This is a genomic window from Streptomyces sp. NPDC026062 (assembly GCF_055568375.1).
The window spans coordinates 1-19,247 of record NZ_JBVHOQ010000034.1 but is presented as its reverse complement, the minus strand read 5'-3'; the positions used below and the strand labels follow the sequence as shown (position 1 = coordinate 19,247).

The window sequence follows — 19,247 nt, the reverse complement described above, 5'->3', positions numbered from 1 at the left end:
CTGCTCTCAATTCCTCGGCGGTTCCGTGGGCGCCGCGAAGTCCCCTTCGCCGGAGCCGACCGCTCGGTTGAAGTCGTTGTGCACCCGGTCCTGCTCGCTGAACCGGCTGTTCGCCCAGTGGTACGTGATCACTTCCTCGCCCGAGGGGTAGGCGACCGCGTCCTTCTTCTCGTACACCTGTGTCGTCACCACCAGATCACCCCGGTCGATGGTCCCGTAGACCGCGGGCTGCTCGATGGCGAACACGTTCTCGTACGTGCCGTCGGACCGGGGCCGGTAGACATAGGTGCCCACACCGACGGAGTCGCCGCAGGTCATCACGTTCACCACCACGTCCGCGGAGGGGCCGGCGGTCAGCGTGCCGTACGAGGTGTCCACCGGGTACTCGTCACCGGCGCAGGTCCTGAGGTCGGTCCTGACCCGTTCGCTCACCTTGGCGTCCGCCTTGAGCAGGGCCACCGCGTCGACCCTGGGCGTCGGCCTCGCCGTGGACGGGGTCACGGTGCTCGGCGTGACCTGGGCGACCGGCTGGGTGCCTGCCGGGCCCTCGTCGCGCGTGCCCGTGCCGCCCGTGGAGCAGCTGACGGCGAACAGCGCGAAGACGGCGAGCCCGGCCAGAACCGTGCTGCTCGCCGCCCAGCCGGTCAGCCCGCGTCCACGCCTGCTGCCGGTCCCGTCCCCCGTGGGTTCTCCGGTGATGTCGCCGCCGCTCCCGCAGCCGCCCTCACCGCTGCCTGTCAGGCCGCGCACCGCTCCCGCCCCCGCTCGTCATGACGCCTGTCGCGGGGCGCCCCTGCCCCTGCCCGTGTCCGCGGCCGCACCGGGTTCCGGGGCGTCGCGACGCGGACGTCCGCTCCCGGGTCCCCGTCCTCGCGGATCCGCTCCGCACGGCTCGCCGCTTCCCTGCTCTCCAGCTCCTGGCGCAGCCGTGCCAGTGCCCGGTGCAGCGTGCTCTTCACCGTACCGGCCGACATGCCGAGCGCCGCCGCCGTCTCCTCCGTGCTCATCTGCTCCCAGTGTCGCAGCACGACCACGCTGCGCTGCTTGGGAGCCAGTACGCCCAGGACGTCCATCAGCAGGGCGCGGTCGGCACGCTGCTCGGTACCGTCCTCGATACTCGCGTCGGGAAGCTGCTCGGTGGGGACCTCGTCGAGCTTGCGTGCCCGCCACCACTCGGTGCGGGTGTTGATCATGACGCGGCGCAGATAGGCGTCGGCCAGGGACTTGTCGGCGATGCCGTCCCAGCGGCCGTACGTACGGGCCAGCGCGGTCTGCAGCAGGTCCTGTGCGTCCACGGGGTCGGGAACCAGCCGACGCGCGCTGCGCAGCAGTGCGTCCTGCCGTGTACGTACGTACTCCTCGAAACCGAGCACCTCACCCTGCGCCATGACAACCGCCTCCGTCCCCGTGGATCCCCGTAGAACCGCCGCCAGCCGCCTGGTCGTCGGGCTGACGTCGGTGACGCTACGGAGCTGTTGTCACGAGGCTGTGCGGAGCAGCCGTACGCCGACGCACGGCTGCCCATCGGTTGTGTAACAGCGCAGGAGGAGAGGGGGCGGCGGGCGGCCCCGGCGGAGCCGACGCCCCGGGGGCGCCGGCCCCCGGGGAGCGGAACGGCCCGCCCGGCCCGTCAGGTCAGCGGCAGCCTGTACCGCCCGCCGGCGAGCGGTTCCACCAGGCCGTCGGCGACCAGGCCGTCCAGCGCACGGGCCCGCTGCACCGGTTCCTCCCACACCGCGTCGAGCGCCGACTGCGGCACCGGGGCCACCGACTCGCGCAGCACCGCGAGGAGCCTGCCGCGCACCTGCCGGTCCGTACCGGCGTAGGTCTGGCCCCGGCGCGGCGGTCCCTGGTGCGCGGGCTTCCCGGCCAGCCGCCAGGCGCACTGCCCGGCGATCGGGCAGCGCGTGCAGTCCTCGTTCTTCGCGGTGCAGACGAGGGCGCCGAGCTCCATCGTCGCGGCCGCCCAGCGCGCCGCCCGCTCGTCCTCCTCCGGCAGCAGCGCACGGGCGAGCTTGCGCTCGGCGGCGGTGGTCGCGTTCGGCGGGTACTGGATGCCGGCCGCGGCGCGGGCGAACACCCGGCGGACGTTCGTGTCGAGGACGGCGTGCCGCTGCCGGTAGGCGAACGAGGCCACGGCGGCTGCCGTGTACTCGCCGATCCCGGGCAGAGCGAGCAGCTGGGCGTGCTCGCTCGGTACGTCACCGCCGTGCCGTTCCGTTATGGCCTGGGCGGCCCCGTGCAGGCGCAGAGCCCGTCGCGGGTAGCCGAGCCGGCCCCAGGCACGGACGGCCTCGCCGGGCGGTTGTGCTGCGAGGTCGGCGGGCCGGGGCCAGCGGGCCAGCCACTGCTCGTACACCGGGAGGACCCGGTTGACGGGGGTCTGCTGCAGCATGAACTCACTCACCATCACGCCCCAGGCGCCCGCTTCGGGGCGGCGCCAGGGCAGATCGCGGGCGTGCTGGTCGAACCACCCGATGACGGGAGTGTGGAGAGAAGTGAGGGAATTGGGGGGCATCTGTGTCGCAGTCGTGGCAGTCATCGCATCGTCGATCCTGGCATGGAAGGGCGGAGAGAGGTCAGGGGCACGGGGGTGTCACCCGTCATAAGAGCCCTTGGAGTGATAGTGCCGCCTGTCTTCCCTGGTCTGCCCGGACCCGCGTTCCGGCAAGTGGCCGCACGTCCCGCGAGCCCGTTGCGGCAACTGGCCCAGGGCCCGTCGGCCGTCACTCGCGCTGTCACTCGTCGTGGTCATGTGAACGCAAAGAGTTCCCCTGGGTCGAGTCCGGAGTGGGAACGGGCCGCCCCGGGATGATGATCCGCAAAACTTGGAGGCCTGTAGCGGCGGGTGGGGCGGGAGTTGGCGCTGTTCTCTCGTACAGTTTGCGCCGTGGGATCTTTGCGTAATCCGATCGGGCCGCTTCCCTCCACCATCTACTGGCGACGGAGGGTGGTAGCGGCGACGCTGATTGCGCTGCTCGCTGCGCTGATCGTATGGGCCGTCACCTCCGGTGGCGGCGAGGGGAATCACGACGACTCGCGGGCGCCCGGTTCGGCCCCCGTGGACTCGATCACGCCGGGGCCTTCCGGTTCCGGCCCGGCGATCAGTGAACAGCCGGGCGGGCGCGACGAGTCGGGCGACTCCGGCGGCGGAAGTTCGGACGCGGGCTCCGACGGAGCGGGCGACGAAGCGGGTAGTGGTTCGGGCGACGGCGCGGGTGACGGTTCGGGCGACAACGGCAACGGCGCTGGTACGGAAGCCGGTTCCGGTTCGGGCGGCGGTACGGGCGGGGTGACCGAGGGGCAGCAGGTCCCGGCCGGATCCTCGCTCCCCGACTGTGTGCCCGGCGCGATCCGGCTGTCCCTGAAGACCGATCTTCGCTACGGACCGGGCCAGAAGCCGAAGTTCAGGCTGATCGCCACGAACACCTCGTCCACCGCGTGCAAGGCCGACTTCGGCCCGAAGGCCGCGGTGCTCACCGTGACCGAAGCGGGCGGGGACGACGACGAGGTGTGGTCCTCCGAGGACTGCCCGCGCAACGCGGCGGCCGTGCTGCTGAAGGTGCCGGCCGGGGCGAGCGTCGAGCACGCCGTGGAGTGGGACCGCGCGAAGAGCGCCCCGAAGTGCGCGACGCCGCCCGCGGGGGCGGTGGGCCCCGGTACGTATCTGGTCGAGGCCAAGGCCCCGGGTGAGCCCGTGCAGCGCGCCTCGTTCGTCCTCGCGAAGGACTGACGGCGCGAAGGACTGACGGCGGAGGGCCGGCCCTTGTGAAGCGCTGAACCGCGCACACCCGGATGGCCGTGCGCACCCCGCCGGATGCGCGCCTCGGCCGTACGTACCGTGCGGGATGCCCTCCGCCGTACGTACGGTTCGGGAGGCCTCCGCCGTGCGTACCGTTCGGGACGCTCCGGCTACACGTACCGTTCGAGAATCGACGACTCGGCCAGTCGCGACAGCCCCTCGCGCACGCTGCGGGCCCGTGCCTCGCCGACCCCGTCCACCGTCTGGAGATCGTCGACGCTCGCCGCGAGCAGCTTCTGCAGGCCGCCGAAGTGCTCGACCAGCCGGTCGATGATCGCCCCGGGCAGGCGCGGCACCTTCGCCAGCAGCCGGAAGCCGCGCGGCGACACCGCCGAGTCCAGCGTCTCCGGAGAGCCGCTGTATCCCAGCGCCCGTGCCACGACCGGGAGTTCGAGCAGTTCGGTGTGGGACAGCGTGTCCAGCTCGGTGAGCGCCTCCGCCACCGTGCGCGAACGCTTCGCGGTCGGCTCCGGCACGTAGTCGCGCACGACCAGCTCGCGCTCCGGCTCCACGCCCGCGATCAACTCGTCGAGCTGGAGCGAGAGAAGCCGGCCGTCGGTGCCGAGCTCCACCACGTACTCGGCGATCTCGGTCGCGATCCGGCGGACCATCTCCAGGCGCTGGGCGACGGCCGTCACGTCCCGGACCGTCACCAGGTCCTCGATCTCCAGCGCGGAGAGCGTCCCCGCCACCTCGTCGAGCCGGAGCTTGTAGCGCTCCAGCGTGGCGAGCGCCTGGTTGGCCCGGGAGAGGATCGCGGCGGACTCCTCCAGGACCCGGCGCTCCCCGTCCACGTACAGCGCGATGAGGTGCATCGACTGCGAGACCGAGACGACCGGGAAGTTGCACTGCTTGGAGACCCGGTCCGCCGTGCGGTGACGGGTGCCCGTCTCCTCGGTGGGGATGGAGGCGTCCGGGACCAGCTGGACGCCGGCCCGCAGGATCTTGGTCATGTCCTTGTCGAGGATCAGCGCCCCGTCGAGCTTGGCGAGCTCGCGCAGCCGGGTCGCGGTGAATTCCACGTCCAGCACGAAGCCGCCGGTGCACATCGATTCGACGGTCCTGTCCATGCCGAGCACGATCAGCCCGCCGGTGTTGCCGCGGAGGATGCGCTCCAGGCCGTCCCGCAGGGCCATTCCGGGCGCGACGGCGCTCAACGAGGCGCGCATCAGCGCCTCGTTACCGGTGCCTTGGCCGGACTTTCCGGGCGATGCTGCCCGGTCGCTGGCTGCCACTGCACTCCTCCGGTCACAGGTTTGCGGTGCCCTCAGGGGCTCTCGTCTGGATCGTCCTGATCCAGACGGAAGACCCTACGTCCCTCGTACCGTTCGTACGGACGGGCGAGACCAGGGCAAAGTCTACCGGCGTGCGCCGTCCTCCTGAGGGGCCTGTGCACGAGAGCGGCGCGGCAGCACGCGCAGAGCGTCGCCCATGTTGGCGACTTCTGTGACCTTCATACCGGCCGGGACCTTCCCCGGATCGGTGGGAACCAGGGCGTGGGTGAAGCCCAGACGGTGTGCCTCGGCCAGTCTGCGCTGCACCCCGGTGACCCGTCTGACCTCGCCCGCGAGCCCCACCTCGCCGATCGCCACCAGGTTCTTGGGCAGCGGTGTGTCGCTTGCCGCGCTGGCCAGGGCGAGCGCGACCGCGAGGTCGGCGGCCGGCTCGGTGAGCTTCACGCCGCCTACCGTGGCGCTGTAGATGTCCCGCTTGCCCAGCGAGCTGATCCGGCCGCGCTGCTCCAGGACGGCCAGCATCATCGACACCCGGGACGTTTCGAGGCCCGATGTGGTGCGCCGGGGAGACGGGATCTGGGAATCGACGGTGAGGGCCTGCACCTCGGCGACCAGCGGGCGCTTGCCCTCCAGGGTGACGGTCAGGCAGGTGCCGGGCACGGGCTCGTCCCGGCGGGTGAGGAAGAGGCCGGAGGGGTCGGCGAGACCGGTGATGCCCTCGTCGTGGAGCTCGAAGCAGCCGACCTCGTCGGTCGCCCCGTAGCGGTTCTTGACGCCGCGCACGAGCCGCAGCCGGGCATGCCGGTCGCCCTCGAAGGACAACACCACGTCGACCAGGTGCTCCAGCAGCCTGGGACCCGCGATCGCGCCGTCCTTGGTGACGTGGCCGACCAGCAGCGTCGACATGCCGCGCTCCTTGGAGGCGCGGATCAGCGCTCCGGCGACCTCGCGGACCTGCGCCATCCCGCCGGGCGCCCCCTCGATCTCGGGGGAGGCGACGGTCTGTACGGAGTCCAGGACGAGCAGGGACGGCTTGACGACGTCCAGATGACCCAGGACCGCGGAGAGGTCGGTCTCCGCGGCCAGATACAGATGGTCGTTGATGGCCCGGATCCGGTCGGCGCGCAGCCTGACCTGGCTGGCGGACTCCTCGGCCGTGACGTACAGCGTGCGGTGTTCGTCGCTTGCGGCCTTGGCCGCCACGTCCAGCAGCAGTGTGGACTTGCCCACGCCTGGCTCGCCCGCGAGCAGCACGACGGCGCCCGGCACCAGCCCGCCGCCCAGCACCCGGTCCAGCTCGCCCACGCCCGTCGAGCGGGCGGTGGCCTGGCGGCTGTCGACCTGGCCGATGGGGAGCGCGGCCGTCGAGACCCGGCCGGCCGCCGTGGTCCGGACCGCCGGGGCGCCGCCGAACTCCTCGACCGTCCCCCACGCCTGGCACTCGAAGCAGCGGCCGAGCCACTTGACGGTGGTCCAGCCGCATTCGGTGCAGCGGTAGGACGGCCGGTCCTTCGCGGTTTTCGTACGGGCAGCCATGGCGCAACCGTATAGGTGGGGTCGGACAGTGGGGCCCCGCACAGCGCGCGGGCGGGGCCGCGCACCGGAGAGATGGGCGGAATCGCGGATTCCTGTCCCTTATTGAGCGATACGTTCACCCGTAAGGGTTAAATGTGCTCAAGGAGTACGAGGGGTATGTCCGCCCCTGCCTACGGTCGCCAGGTGACGAGCAGCAGGCTGGAGATCTCCACGCACACCCCCGGCGCACACCAGGCGCAGCATCGCGCGCCCCACTCCTCGCCGAAGCGGCCTCCCGCTCGTTACGAGCCGCACCTCGATGGCCTGTTCACGTACTGCCTCTCCGTGCTCTGCGACCACGACGCCGCCACCGAGGCGCTGGGCGGAGTGCTGGCGCTGGCGGAGCGGCAGGGCGGCCGGTGCCCGGCGGACGAGGAGGAGCGCAGGGCCTGGCTGTACGCACTGGCCCGGTGGATGTGTCTGCGCAGGCTCGGCGAGCAGCGGCAGGGCAGGCAGGCGCATCGCAGGGCCGACGGCGCGCAGGCGCGCAGGCAGTCGGCCAGGGCGCAGGACGACCCTCGTGGCGCCGTCGTACCGACGGCCCGCGCAGGACGGCGTACGCCCGCGTCCGCGCACGCCTCGAAAGCCGCAGTCGCACCACCCCTCACGCCCGTCGCACCCTCCGCATCCCTCACGCCGTCCGCGCGCCTCATGTCCTCCGCGCCCCGGTCCGCGTGGTCACCGGCTTCAGCGTCGCCGTCCGCCGGGTCGCCGTCCGCCGGTCCGACGCCCCCGGAGACCACGCTCGCCCCGACGCCCGCCGGGTTCGTGGAGAGCCCCGCCGCCGCCGAGGCGCACCGCCGCGAGCTGGCCCGGCTGGCCTGGCCCGAGGCGGCGGGCACCACCCCCGAGCAGCGCGAGGCGCTGGAGCTCGCGGTGCGCCACCGGCTCCCCCCGCACGCGGTCGCCGCAGTTCTCGGGCTGGAACCCGCGACCGCCCGGGAGCTCCTGGCCGGGGCCGCCTGTGAGGTGGAGCGGACGAGGGCCGCCCTCGCCGTCGTCGAGAAGGGCAACTGCCCCGCGGTCGGCAGGCTCACCGGCGACCACCGCGTGCTGCTCTCCGCCACCCTGCGCCGCGAGCTCGTACGGCATGTGGACGACTGCCCGAGCTGCCGCCGGGCGGCCGAGCGGGCCGGCGCGCAGGGCCCCTGGCCCGGTGCGGCGGTCACGCCCGTGGCCACGCTGGCGGTCGTCGAGGCGCCGCGCCCCTCCGCCTACGTGGCGATGCTCCAGGCCCAGAAGCATCAGAGGAACCGTTCCGCCACTCCCCGGTTCGACCGGACGGGCTTTCCGATGGACCCGAAGGACCACGCCGCGCGCCGGGACCGGCTGCGGTCCAGGGTCATGACGACGACGGTCGTCGCCACGGTCGTCGCCGCCCCCGTGATCGCCCTGTGGTCCGCCTACCGGGGCGCGCCGCTCACCGGCGAGGGGCGCGACGGTTCGGCGGTCACCGCGACCGAGTCCGACGACGGCCAGGAAGCCGACGACCCGTACGGACCCTACGAGAACGCGGGCAACGCCCGCCCCGAGCCCGGCCCCGGCTTCATGGACGGCACCCTCCCGGACGTCTCGGCCGAGGTCATCGGCGTGGGACCGGACCCGGACGGGGGAGGGGCCGTCGCGGGCCGTCTCACCGTGGAGGTCCGCTCGTCCGGCGGCACGACGACGATCACGCTCACCGCGTCGAAAGCAGGCCCGGTCGTCTGGTCGGCCGGCACGGGCCAGTCCTGGCTGCGCCTGAGCAGCACCTCGGGAAGGCTCGCCGCGGGCGACAGCGACACGGTCCGCGTCCTCGTGGACCGCGCGCGCGAACCCGCCGGCCACTGGACCGCACGGATCGCCCTCGCCCCCTCGGGGTCGGTCGTGTCGATGCACGGGTACGGGGGGCCTGCGCCGACCGTCCCGCCACGGCCGCCATGGCCACCACGGCCGGGCGGCCCGTCCCGCCCGCACCCGTCCGCACCGGGGGAGCCGTCTCCGTCCTCCCCGGGCCCCGCCCCGACTCCCGGCCCGACGGGCACCACTCCGAGGCCGACGGACCCGGGCTCACCGAGCCCGTCCCCGGACCCGACGGACTCGCCGACCGGATCCCCCACGGACTCCCCGCCCCCGACCGATCCCGGAGCGGGCGGCCCGAGCACCCCGCCGCCGGCGAGGTGACGCGGCCGTGCCCCTACTCGCTGCGGACCGGCGCGGCCGTGCCCCCGCCCCGGGTGCCGGACAGACGCACGGCTCCGAGGGCGGCTACGCCGGGTCCGCCGGGTGGGGTGCCATCGGCAGCAGCGAGGAGAGCCGCTCCTCGCACAGCCCGACCAGCCGGTCGTAGGCCTCCTTGCCCATCAGCTCCGTGAGCTCGGGCCGGTACGACACGTAGACCGGCTCCCCGGCACCGTGCGCCGATGTCGCCGACGTGCACCACCAGTGCAGGTCGTGGCCGCCCGGTCCCCAGCCCCGGCGGTCGTACTCACCGATCGTCACCTGGAGCACACGCGTGTCGTCGGGCCGGTCGATCCAGTCGTACGTACGCCGGACCGGAAGCTGCCAGCACACGTCCGGCTTCGTCTCCAGGGGCTCCTTGCCCTCCCGCAGCGCCAGGATGTGCAGGGAACAGCCGGCCCCCGCGGCAAAGCCGGGACGGTTCTGGAAGATGCAGGAGCCCTCCCAGCGCCTGGTCTGGCGCTCTCCGTCCTCATCGGTCTGGACCCAGCCCGTCTCCGTGCCCACGTCGTGGAACTGCCACAGATCGGGGGTGAGCCGGGCGACGTGACCGGCCACCCGCTTCTCGTCGTCCTCGTCCGAGAAGTGGGCGCCCAGAGTGCAGCACCCGTCGTCGGCGCGACCGGCCTGGATGCCCTGGCAGCCACTGCCGAAGACGCAGGTCCACCTGGACGTCAGCCAGGTCAGGTCACAGCGGAAGACCTGCTCGTCGTCGGCGGGGTCCGGGAACTCCACCCACGCCCGCGCGAAGTCGATCCCCGTCTCGTCGGACCCCTGGGGTCCCTCTGTCTGCGGCTGCTGCATCTCCTGCTTCATCTTCTGCTTCTTCGTGGCTTTGCCCGGCTTCGCCTTTTTCGTCTTTGGCACGCGCCCAGAGTAAGTCGGGCCGGCGGCCGGCCCGGCACATGGACGGGGTGCGGTGGCAGGGGATGCGCCGGTCCGTGCTCCCGCGGAGCCGCAGTAGCGTTCTGCATATGAGACTCGGAGTCCTCGACGTGGGGTCGAACACGGTTCATCTGCTGGTGGTCGACGCCCACCCCGGCGCCCGCCCGCTGCCCGCGCACTCGCACAAGGCGGAACTGCGCCTGGCCGAACTCCTCGACGAGGACGGGGCGATCGGCCCGCTCGGCGTGGACCGGCTGGTGACGACGATCGCCGACGCGCTCCAGGCCGCCGAGGACAAGGGCTGCGAGGACGTGCTGGCGTTCGCCACCTCCGCGGTGCGGGAGGCGAGCAACGCCGACAAGGTGCTGGCCCGGGTGCGCGACGAGACGGGCGTCGAGCTCGCCGTCCTCAGCGGTACGGAGGAGGCCCGCCTCACCTTCCTCGCCACCCGGCGCTGGTTCGGCTGGTCGGCGGGCAAGCTGCTGGTCCTGGACATCGGCGGCGGCTCGCTGGAGATCGCGTACGGCATCGACGAGGAACCGGACGCCGCCGTGTCGCTGCCGCTGGGGGCGGGCCGGCTCACGGCCGGCTGGCTGGCCGGTGATCCGCCGGACCCGGCGGAGGTGAAGGAGCTGCGCCGCCACGTGCGGGCGCGGATCGCCCGCAGCGTCGGCGAGTTCACCCGCTTCGGCCGCCCCGACCATGTCGTGGCCACGTCCAAGACCTTCAAGCAGCTCGCCAGGATCGCGGGCGCCGCCCGCTCCACCGAGGGCCTGTACGCGCAGCGCACCCTCAGTCGCAAGGCCCTGGAGGAGTGGGTGCCGAAGCTGGCGGCGATGACGGTCGAGGAGCGCGGGAACCTGCCCGGTGTCTCCGAGGGCCGGTCCGCCCAGCTGCTGGCCGGCGCGCTGGTCGCGGAGGGCGCGATGGACCTCCTGGGCGTCGAGGAACTGGAGATCTGCCCCTGGGCGCTGCGTGAGGGAGTGATCCTGCGCCGCCTGGACCACCTGACGTCCAAGGAGGACGCGGCCCTGAACTGACGGGGCGCCCGACGCGTCCACCGAGGCCGCGGTGGCCCGAAGCGACGGGGGCGCTCGGAGTTCACCGCGGTCGCGGCCCCGGACCGGCGGGACCACCCACCGCGTCCGCCGAGGGTGTTCGCCCTGAGCCGAGGGCCGGGGCCGCGGTGGCCCGGGACCGGCGGGGTCCGCCCCGGCGCGTGTCACCGTCATGGCCCTTCTCACTTTCCACCGGACTCCCTCGGCGACGCGCACCGCTGCCCGTACGCTGTCTGCGTGGCAGAACCAGTGGTGCGCATCCCGGATGCGAAGGTCGCCCTGTCGACGGCCTCGGTCTATCCGGAGTCGACGGCGACGGCCTTCGAGATCGCCGCGCGCCTGGGGTACGACGGCGTCGAGGTCATGGTCTGGACCGACCCCGTCAGCCAGGACATCGAGGCCCTGCGCCGGCTCTCGGACTACCACCGGATGCCGATCCTGGCCGTCCACGCCCCGTGTCTGCTGATCACCCAACGGGTCTGGTCCACCGATCCCTGGGTCAAGCTCCAGCGGGCGCGCGCCGCGGCGGAGAAGCTCGGCGCGTCGACCGTCGTGGTCCACCCGCCCTTCCGGTGGCAGCGCAACTACGCGCGTGACTTCGTCACCGGGATCTGGCGGATGGCGGACGAGACCGATGTGCGCTTCGCCGTCGAGAACATGTACCCGTGGCGCTACCGGGACCGCGAAATGCTCGCGTACGCCCCCGACTGGGACGTCACCAACGACGACTACCGTCACTTCACGGTCGATCTGTCGCACACGTCGACGGCGCGGACGAGCGGCATGGACATGGTCGACCGGATGGGCGACCGGCTGGCCCATGTCCACCTGGCCGACGGCAGGGGGTCCGGCAAGGACGAGCACCTGGTGCCCGGCCGGGGCGACCAGCCCTGTGCCGAACTGCTGGAGCGGCTGGCCCGGACCGGCTTCGACGGCCACGTCGTCATCGAGGTCAATACGCGCCGGGCGATGTCCACCGCCGAACGCGAGGCCGACCTGGCCGAGGCGCTCGCCTTCACCCGGCTGCACCTGGCCTCCTCGGCGCAGATGCCGCGCTCATGACCCCGGGCGCGGAGGCCCCGGCCGCAGAGACCCCGGGCCCCAGGCGCCGCGGCCGCCCCTCCCGTACGACGGCGACGGCCGGCCCGGACGCGCGCACCCGCATTCTGGAGGCCGCCCGGGCCGAATTCGCCGAGCGCGGCTACGACAGGACATCGGTCCGCGGGATCGCGAGGGCGGCGGGCGTGGACGCCGCCCTGGTCCACCACTACTTCGGTACGAAGGACGAGGTCTTCGCCGCCGCGATCGAGCTCTCCTTCGAACCCGCCCTGGTGATCCCCGCCCTTCTGGGCAGCGGCGAGGAGGGCCTGGGGGAGCGGCTGGCCCGCTACTTCATCGCGGTCTGGGAGAACCCGGCGTCCAGGACCCCGCTGCTGGCGGTCATGCGCTCGGCCCTGACCCACGAGGCGGCGGCGAACGTACTGCGCGGCTTCGTCCTGCGGCGCCTGCTGGGACGGATCGCGGAACAGCTGGACGTACCCGACCCCACCTTCCGCGCCGAACTGGCCGCCTCGCACATGGTGGGCATCGCGATGCTGCGGTACGTGATCCGGGCGGAGCCCCTGGCATCGGCTGACCCGGAAAAGATCATCGCGATGGTGGCCCCCACCCTTCAGCACTATCTGACCGACTCGGGCCCGTCCGGCAATCCGGGCATACCGAGCCCTTCCGGCGATTGAGGCGCGGGGTCCGGGGCAGTGCCCCGCCCCCGTCTCCCACAGCCACCCCGCACCCGGACGCCCCTGCCCGAGCCCCCACCGCACCGCGCCCCACACCGCGCCCATTCCCCGAGCACCCAATCCCGCATTCCGGACACCCTGTCCAGATCTTGGCACCGGAGGCGTACGCTCGAAGTCAGTCTTTTCTGTCGAAGGAGCGAGAGACGATGCCGCAGCTGAGGTCCCGCACTGTCACCCACGGCCGCAACATGGCGGGCGCGCGCGCCCTTATGCGCGCCTCGGGCGTAGCGAGCGAGGACATCGGCAAGCCGATCATCGCGGTCGCCAACTCGTTCACCGAGTTCGTGCCCGGCCACACCCACCTCGCCCCGGTCGGCCGGATCGTCTCCGAGGCGATCAAGGCGGCGGGCGCGGTTCCCCGCGAGTTCAACACGATCGCGGTGGACGACGGCATCGCCATGGGCCACGGCGGCATGCTCTACAGCCTGCCCTCCCGTGACCTCATCGCCGACTCCGTCGAATACATGGTCGAGGCACACTGTGCCGACGCGCTGATCTGCATCTCGAACTGCGACAAGATCACCCCGGGCATGCTGATGGCCGCCATGCGCCTCAACATCCCCACCGTCTTCGTCTCCGGCGGTCCGATGGAGGCCGGCAAGGCCACCCTCGTCGACGGCACGGTTCGCAAGCTCGACCTGGTCAACGCGATCAGTGACGCGGTCGACGAGTCCATCTCCGACGAGGACATCCTCCGTATCGAGGAGAACGCCTGTCCCACCTGCGGCAGCTGTTCCGGCATGTTCACCGCCAACTCGATGAACTGCCTGACCGAGGTCCTCGGCCTCTCCCTCCCCGGCAACGGCTCCGTCCTCGCCACGCACACCGCCCGCCGGGCACTGTACGAGGACGCCGGCCGTACGGTCGTCGAGATCACCAAGCGCTACTACGAGCAGGACGACGAGACGGTCCTGCCGCGCTCCATCGGCACCCGCGCCGCGTTCGACAACGCGATGGCGCTGGACATCGCCATGGGCGGCTCGACCAACACGATCCTGCACCTGCTGGCCGCCGCCGAGGAGGCGGAGCTGGCGTACAACCTCGACGACATCAACGAGGTCTCCCGCCGGGTCCCGTGCCTCTCCAAGGTCGCCCCCAACGTGGCTCCCGGCGGTACGTACTACATGGAGGACGTCCACCGGGCCGGCGGCATCCCCGCCCTCCTCGGTGAGCTCCACCGCGGCGGTCTGCTCAACGAGGACGTGCGCTCGGTGCACTCCGACACCCTCGCCGAGTGGCTCAAGAACTGGGACATCCGAGGGGGCTCGCCGTCCCCCGAGGCCGTCGAGCTGTGGCACGCGGCCCCGGGCTGCGTCCGTTCCGCGACCGCCTTCTCGCAGTCCGAGCGCTGGGACACCCTCGACCTGGACGCGGCCGGCGGCTGCATCCGCGACGTGGCGCACGCGTACTCCAAGGACGGCGGCCTCGCGGTCCTCAAGGGGAACATCGCCGTCGACGGCTGTGTCGTGAAGACGGCCGGCGTCGACGAGTCGATCTGGACCTTCGAGGGCCCGGCGGTCGTCTGCGAGTCCCAGGAGGAGGCCGTCGACAAGATCCTCCGCAAGGAGATCGAGCACGGCGACGTCGTCGTCATCCGTTACGAGGGCCCGCGCGGCGGCCCCGGCATGCAGGAGATGCTCTACCCCACCTCCTTCCTCAAGGGTCGCGGCCTCGGCAAGACCTGCGCACTGATCACGGACGGCCGCTTCTCGGGCGGTACGTCGGGCCTGTCCATCGGCCACGCCTCGCCCGAGGCGGCGTCCGGCGGCACGATCGCGCTGGTCGAGGACGGCGACCGGATCCGGATCGACATCCCGAACCGCTCGATCGAGCTCCTTGTCCCCCACGCCGAGCTGGCCGCCCGTCGTGCGGCGCTGAACGGCGTGTACGCGCCGAAGAACCGCGAGCGCAAGGTCTCGGCGGCGCTGCGCGCCTACGCGGCCATGGCGACGAGCGCGGACCGGGGCGCCGTCCGCGACGTCTCCAAGCTGGGCTGAACGATCGCGTACCCGGCCCCTCTCCGGAGGGGCCGGGGCATCTGCCCCTCCGCCGTCCGTGTCACCGACCCGACGGAACGGTGACACGGCACCGAGGCGCCAACGCGGCCGGGCCGACCCGCACCGCTGCCCCGCCGCCGCCCCGTTCCTGGGATAATCGACCGCGTGACCGAGAACAGCGACACCTCCGACGGCACGGCTCCCGGCACCACCGAGTCCGGCACGAAGCCCACCGGCGCCCCCGCGACCGCCCCCGGCCCGCAGCCCGAGCCCATCCGCTTCTTCGGCACGACCTGGGTCGCCCACGACGGCAACTACGCGCTCCGCCGCGCCGGAGTCTCCCTCGGCTCGCTCGCCGCCGCGGTCGCCTCCTGCTTCGTGCTGCGTTTCGCCTTCCAGGGCCTGGAGATCGCCGACGTCGGGAGCTTCCTCGGCCTGCTGGTCGTCCTGATGTTCGCCATCTGCAGTGCCGTCGCCTTCCGCAAGACATGGGAGGGCTTCAGCCGCCGCCCGGCCGACCCGGGCCGAGAGGACACGCTGCGAGGCCTCAGGACCATCGGCTTCGTCGGATCGCTCCTCGCGTACTTCTTCCGTACGTTCACCGAGGCACCGGGCGAGAAGCTCCGGCGCGCGGAGTACGAGGAGGCCCAGGCCCGCTTCGCGAAGCGCCGTTCGGCCCGGACCGGCAATCCGGCGGCCCGCAAGGCGGCCAAGGCGAAGAAGAAGACCCGCCGCGCGTAGCCGGGGCTCTGATTCGGGGCGGGCCACGGGCGGCACGATGGCCCCATGACCGCAACGGACGCCCCGGACGCGAATCCGGAACGCACCCAACCCGCCCCGCCCCCGCGCGCCCAGCCGCCCTCGCGTGCCCTGTCCTTCGACCGGGCGGCCGCCCAGTACGCCGCGGCCAGGCCCGGCTACCCGGCGGCTCTGTTCGTCGCCGTCGAGGAGCTTGCCGGCCGCCCCCTGCGCGGCGCCCGAACCCTCGACGTGGGCGCGGGCACCGGTATCTCCACCCGCCGCCTCGACGACCGGGGCGCCCGAGTCGTCGCGGTGGAACCGGGCCCCGGAATGGCGGCGGAACTGCGCCGGGCCCTCCCGCACATCCCGCTGGTACAGGGGGACGGCAACAGCCTCCCCTTCGCCACGGCCTCGGCCGACCTGATCACGTACGCCCAGTCCTGGCACTGGACCGACCCCGCCCGTTCCGCCCCCGAGGCCCGGCGCGTCCTGAAGCCGGGCGGCGCGCTCGCCCTCTGGTGGAACGTCGCCGACCACACCGTCCCCTGGGTCTTCGACCAGGACAACCGGCTGCGCCGCTTCTTCGGCGCGGAGACGGGCGTCAACGACACCAGCGCCCACGGCTCGCCCCTCCGCCACCGAGATCTGCCCCCCCGAGCCCGCGTTCGTGCACCGCCGTATCCCCTGGACCAGGCGCGTCCCGCTGACCACCCACCTCGCCAACCTCGGCAGCCACTCCGCGTTCCTGGTCATCGGCGAGGAACCCACCCGTCGCTTCCTCGCCGAGGAACGCGAGCACCTTGCGCCGCTCTTCCACGACGGCATGGTCGAGGAGGCGTACGTCGTGGACCTGAGCGTCGGCACCCACTGAGCGGACCGGCACCCGCAAACGCGCGGTCCCTTGACGGCGGCGTTCCGCCGGCACCAGAATTCATCGCATGATGAATTCATCGGGCGTCGCCATCGAGGCCCGTGGCCTCACCGTCGTACGAGGCAGCCGCACCGTCCTGAAAGGACTCGGCTTCACCGTCGGAACCGGCAGGATCACCGGACTTCTCGGCCCCTCCGGCTGCGGCAAATCCACCCTGATGCGGGCGGTCGTCGGCACCCAGGCCAAGGTCACCGGAACCCTCGACGTCCTCGGCAGCCCCGCGGGCCACCCCGCCCTGCGCCCGCGCATCGGGTACGTCACCCAGGCCCCCTCCGTCTACACGGACCTCACCGTCCGGCAGAACCTCGACTACTTCGCGGCCATCCTCCAGCCGGGCCGTCGCCACCGGGACGCCCGTCGCGAGGCCGTCACCCGCGCGGTCACCGAGGTCGACCTGACCAGCCACGCCGACGACCTCGCAGGCGCCCTCTCGGGCGGCCAGCGCACCAGGGTCTCCCTCGCCGTCGCGCTGCTCGGAACCCCCGAACTGCTGGTCCTCGACGAACCCACCGTCGGCCTCGACCCGGTGCTCCGGCGCGACCTCTGGAACCTCTTCCACCGCCTCGCCGCCGACCGGGGCACCACCCTGCTCGTCTCCTCCCACGTCATGGACGAGGCCGAGCGCTGCCACCGGCTGCTCCTGATGCGTGACGGCGAGATCCTCGCCGACGACAACCCCGAGGCCCTGCGCGGGGCAGCCGGCACCGACACCGTCGAAGAAGCCTTCCTCCACCTGGTCGACGCGGCCGCCACCCGTCAGGAGAACGCCCGATGAGCACGACGTCCGGCACATCCCCCCTGAACCCGGCCCGCACTCTCGCCACCGCCGGCCGCGTGCTGCGCCAGCTGACGCACGACCCGCGCACGGTCGCACTGCTTCTGCTCATCCCGGTCCTGCTGATCACGCTGCTGCGGTACGTCTTCGACGGGAGCCCGCAGACCTTCGACTCGATCGGCGCCTCGCTCCTCGGCATCTTCCCGCTGATCACGATGTTCCTGGTGACCTCGATCGCCACCCTGCGCGAACGCACCTCGGGCACCCTGGAACGGCTCCTCGCCATGCCGCTCGGCAAGGGCGACCTGATCGCCGGCTACGCCCTCGCCTTCGGCGCCGTCGCCATCGTCCAGTCGCTCCTGGCCACAAGCCTCTCGGTCTGGGGCCTCGGCCTGGACGTCACCGGATCGCCCTGGCTGCTGCTCCTGGTCGCCCTGCTCGACGCACTCCTCGGCACGGCACTCGGCCTGTTCGTCTCCGCCTTCGCCGCCTCCGAGTTCCAGGCCGTCCAGTTCATGCCGGCCGTGATCTTCCCGCAGCTCCTGCTCTGCGGACTCTTCATCGCCCGCGACCGGATGGCACCCGTACTCGAAGCGATCTCGAACGTGCTGCCCATGTCGTACGCCGTCGACGGCATGAACGAGGTCCTTCACCACACCGCCGTCACCGGCGACTTCGTCCGCGACATCGCGATCGTGGCGGGGTGCGCCCTCCTCGTCCTCGGCCTCGGCGCGGCCACCCTCCGCCGCCGCACCGCCTGAACGACCGGTGCGAGGATGGCGCCACGAGCACCGTGAACCGTGAGCACCGCCCGAAGGGTGAACCCCATGACCCAGACAGTTGCAGTCCTCGGCACCGGCAAGATCGGCGAGGCCCTGCTCAGCGGCATGATCCGGGCCGGCTGGCGCCCGGGGAACCTGCTGGTCACCACCCGCCGCCCCGAGCGTGCCGCGGAGCTCCACGACCGCTACGGCGTCGACGCGGTCACCAACGCGGAGGCGGCCAAGCGCGCCGACATCCTCATTCTGGCGGTCAAGCCTCAGGACATGGGCCGCCTCCTGGACGAACTCTCCGCGCACATCACCGCCGACCGCCTGGTCATCAGCGCCGCGGCAGGCATCACGACCGCCTTCATCGAGGAACGCCTCACCACGGGCACCCCGGTGGTGCGGGTCATGCCGAACACTCCGGTGCTGGTCGACGAGGGCATGTCCGTCATCTCCGCGGGCAGCCATGCCACCACCGGCCACCTCACCACCACCGAGGCGATCTTCGGAGGCGTCGGCAAGACCCTGCGCGTCCCCGAGTCCCAGCAGGACGCGGCCACCGCTCTCTCCGGCTCGGGCCCCGCCTACTTCTACTTCCTCGTCGAGGCGATGACGGACGCCGGCATCCTGCTCGGCCTGCCGCGCGCCCAGGCCCACGACCTCATCGTGCAGGCGGCCATCGGCGCCGCCGTGATGCTCCGCGACAGCGGAGAGCACCCGGTCAAGCTACGCGAAGCCGTCACCAGTCCGGCCGGCACCACCATCAGCGCCATCCGCGAACTGGAGAACCACGGCGTACGCGCCGCCCTCATCGCCGCCCTGGAGGCGGCCCGAGACCGCAGCCGCGAGCTGGCCTCCGGCAACGGCTGACCCACTCCGCGGCAGCGAGCGGCTCCGCACCGCGCCGCCACCGCCGCGCACCGACACGGCGGTAGCGGCGCGTCCACGACGACAACCTCCCGACCTGCCGACCCTGACCCGTCCGGCGGATCCGCACACGGGGGCGGAGCCGGCGGCCGAGGCCGGGACGCCACCCCTTTGCCCGCCTTCCGTCGCACGTCGGCGAGGACGGGGGTTGACACACCTCATCCGCGTCCGTAGTGTGCTCCGAGTTGTCCGACGTGAGCGCCGACCCCGGTCGGTCCCCGGACAGCCATTCCGCAACAACCACAACGAGTGAGCGACAGCTGTCGCCTGCTGCTGTGCGCGCATATGCGAAATGAGGAATCCGCGTTCGAAGGGACGCGGCCCCGATTAGCGTCGAGGCCCTGGATTCCGCTAATGTCTCACTAGTCGGAACGGCCCAACAGCCGGGAAGACAAACCCAACTGACTGGGAATCAGGCCCGAAAGGATCTGATAGAGTCGGACTCGCCGGAAAGGGAAGCGCGAAAGCGAAGAACTGGAAAGCGAAAATGCGAGACCCGCTTCGACCGGGAATCGGACGCGAAAGAGTCTGATAG

The 19,247-nt window shown here is 72.2% G+C and carries 16 protein-coding genes and 1 pseudogene; 11 read left to right on the top strand and 6 right to left on the bottom strand.

Features of this window, described 5'->3' with window-relative positions; genetic code table 11:
• Positions 1-6: 6 nt before the first annotated feature.
• The 3 genes from ACZ4LX_RS27320 to ACZ4LX_RS27310 form a co-directional block, all read right to left on the bottom strand.
• The gene (locus tag ACZ4LX_RS27320) at positions 7-750 is read right to left on the bottom strand and encodes a hypothetical protein (protein ID WP_467649529.1); all 744 of its coding nucleotides are present in this window, start codon (positions 748-750) and stop codon (positions 7-9) included.
• Entirely contained in the window at positions 738-1,388 is a 651-nt protein-coding gene (locus ACZ4LX_RS27315; RefSeq protein ID WP_467649530.1) for a SigE family RNA polymerase sigma factor, read from the bottom strand. Before ACZ4LX_RS27315 ends, ACZ4LX_RS27320 begins: the two co-directional genes overlap by 13 nt.
• A 242-nt stretch (positions 1,389-1,630) precedes the next feature.
• Positions 1,631-2,542 carry an HhH-GPD family protein gene (locus ACZ4LX_RS27310; protein WP_467649531.1) on the bottom strand — a complete coding sequence of 304 codons (912 nt, stop codon included), beginning with the start codon at positions 2,540-2,542 and terminating at the stop codon, positions 1,631-1,633.
• A 408-nt stretch (positions 2,543-2,950) separates the two neighbouring features.
• Here ACZ4LX_RS27310 and ACZ4LX_RS27305 point away from each other — a divergent pair, with 408 nt between their 5' ends.
• Complete coding sequence (locus tag ACZ4LX_RS27305) at positions 2,951-3,733, top strand: hypothetical protein (RefSeq protein ID WP_467649545.1); 783 nt, start codon at positions 2,951-2,953, stop codon at positions 3,731-3,733.
• A gap of 179 nt (positions 3,734-3,912) precedes the next feature.
• Here ACZ4LX_RS27305 and disA read toward each other — a convergent pair whose 3' ends face one another.
• Together disA and radA are read right to left on the bottom strand one after the other, a co-directional pair.
• On the bottom strand, positions 3,913-5,037 hold the full coding sequence (disA, locus tag ACZ4LX_RS27300; RefSeq protein ID WP_467649532.1) for a DNA integrity scanning diadenylate cyclase DisA: 1,125 nt from the start codon (positions 5,035-5,037) through the stop codon (positions 3,913-3,915).
• 123 nt (positions 5,038-5,160) lie between these two features.
• Positions 5,161-6,573: a DNA repair protein RadA gene (gene radA, locus ACZ4LX_RS27295; protein WP_467649533.1), complete on the bottom strand. Its 1,413-nt coding sequence runs from the start codon at positions 6,571-6,573 to the stop codon at positions 5,161-5,163.
• Positions 6,574-6,756: 183 nt separating this feature from the next.
• Here radA and ACZ4LX_RS27290 point away from each other — a divergent pair, with 183 nt between their 5' ends.
• On the top strand, positions 6,757-8,775 hold the full coding sequence (locus ACZ4LX_RS27290) for a hypothetical protein (protein WP_467649534.1): 2,019 nt from the start codon (positions 6,757-6,759) through the stop codon (positions 8,773-8,775).
• Between the two features lie 84 nt (positions 8,776-8,859).
• Here ACZ4LX_RS27290 and ACZ4LX_RS27285 read toward each other — a convergent pair whose 3' ends face one another.
• Complete coding sequence (locus tag ACZ4LX_RS27285) at positions 8,860-9,699, bottom strand: DUF3109 family protein (protein WP_467649535.1); 840 nt, start codon at positions 9,697-9,699, stop codon at positions 8,860-8,862.
• Positions 9,700-9,806: 107 nt separating this feature from the next.
• Between ACZ4LX_RS27285 and ACZ4LX_RS27280 the strand changes: the two genes are divergently transcribed.
• The 9 genes and pseudogenes from ACZ4LX_RS27280 (at position 9,807) to proC (ending at position 18,655) form a co-directional block, all read left to right on the top strand.
• The gene (locus tag ACZ4LX_RS27280) at positions 9,807-10,757 is read left to right on the top strand and encodes a Ppx/GppA family phosphatase (protein ID WP_467649536.1); all 951 of its coding nucleotides are present in this window, start codon (positions 9,807-9,809) and stop codon (positions 10,755-10,757) included.
• Positions 10,758-11,012: 255 nt separating this feature from the next.
• Positions 11,013-11,837: a sugar phosphate isomerase/epimerase family protein gene (locus ACZ4LX_RS27275; protein WP_467649537.1), complete on the top strand. Its 825-nt coding sequence runs from the start codon at positions 11,013-11,015 to the stop codon at positions 11,835-11,837.
• Entirely contained in the window at positions 11,834-12,514 is a 681-nt protein-coding gene (locus tag ACZ4LX_RS27270) for a TetR/AcrR family transcriptional regulator (RefSeq protein ID WP_467649538.1), read from the top strand. The genes ACZ4LX_RS27275 and ACZ4LX_RS27270 overlap by 4 nt, the downstream gene beginning before the upstream one ends.
• A 206-nt stretch (positions 12,515-12,720) precedes the next feature.
• A complete protein-coding gene (gene ilvD, locus ACZ4LX_RS27265; protein WP_467649539.1) occupies positions 12,721-14,571 on the top strand; it encodes a dihydroxy-acid dehydratase in 1,851 nt (616 codons plus the stop codon).
• 165 nt (positions 14,572-14,736) lie between these two features.
• A complete protein-coding gene (locus tag ACZ4LX_RS27260; RefSeq protein WP_467649540.1) occupies positions 14,737-15,312 on the top strand; it encodes a hypothetical protein in 576 nt (191 codons plus the stop codon).
• Positions 15,313-15,357: 45 nt separating this feature from the next.
• Positions 15,358-16,183, top strand: a pseudogene (locus ACZ4LX_RS27255) (class I SAM-dependent methyltransferase).
• A gap of 67 nt (positions 16,184-16,250) precedes the next feature.
• Positions 16,251-17,018, top strand: coding sequence for an ABC transporter ATP-binding protein (locus tag ACZ4LX_RS27250; protein ID WP_467649541.1), 768 nt, complete (start codon positions 16,251-16,253; stop codon positions 17,016-17,018).
• Complete coding sequence (locus tag ACZ4LX_RS27245) at positions 17,015-17,779, top strand: ABC transporter permease (protein WP_467649542.1); 765 nt, start codon at positions 17,015-17,017, stop codon at positions 17,777-17,779. Before ACZ4LX_RS27250 ends, ACZ4LX_RS27245 begins: the two co-directional genes overlap by 4 nt.
• A 66-nt stretch (positions 17,780-17,845) precedes the next feature.
• Positions 17,846-18,655, top strand: a complete 810-nt coding sequence (gene proC / locus ACZ4LX_RS27240) for a pyrroline-5-carboxylate reductase (protein WP_467649543.1) — start codon at positions 17,846-17,848, stop codon at positions 18,653-18,655.
• The last annotated feature ends 592 nt before the right edge of the window (positions 18,656-19,247 follow it).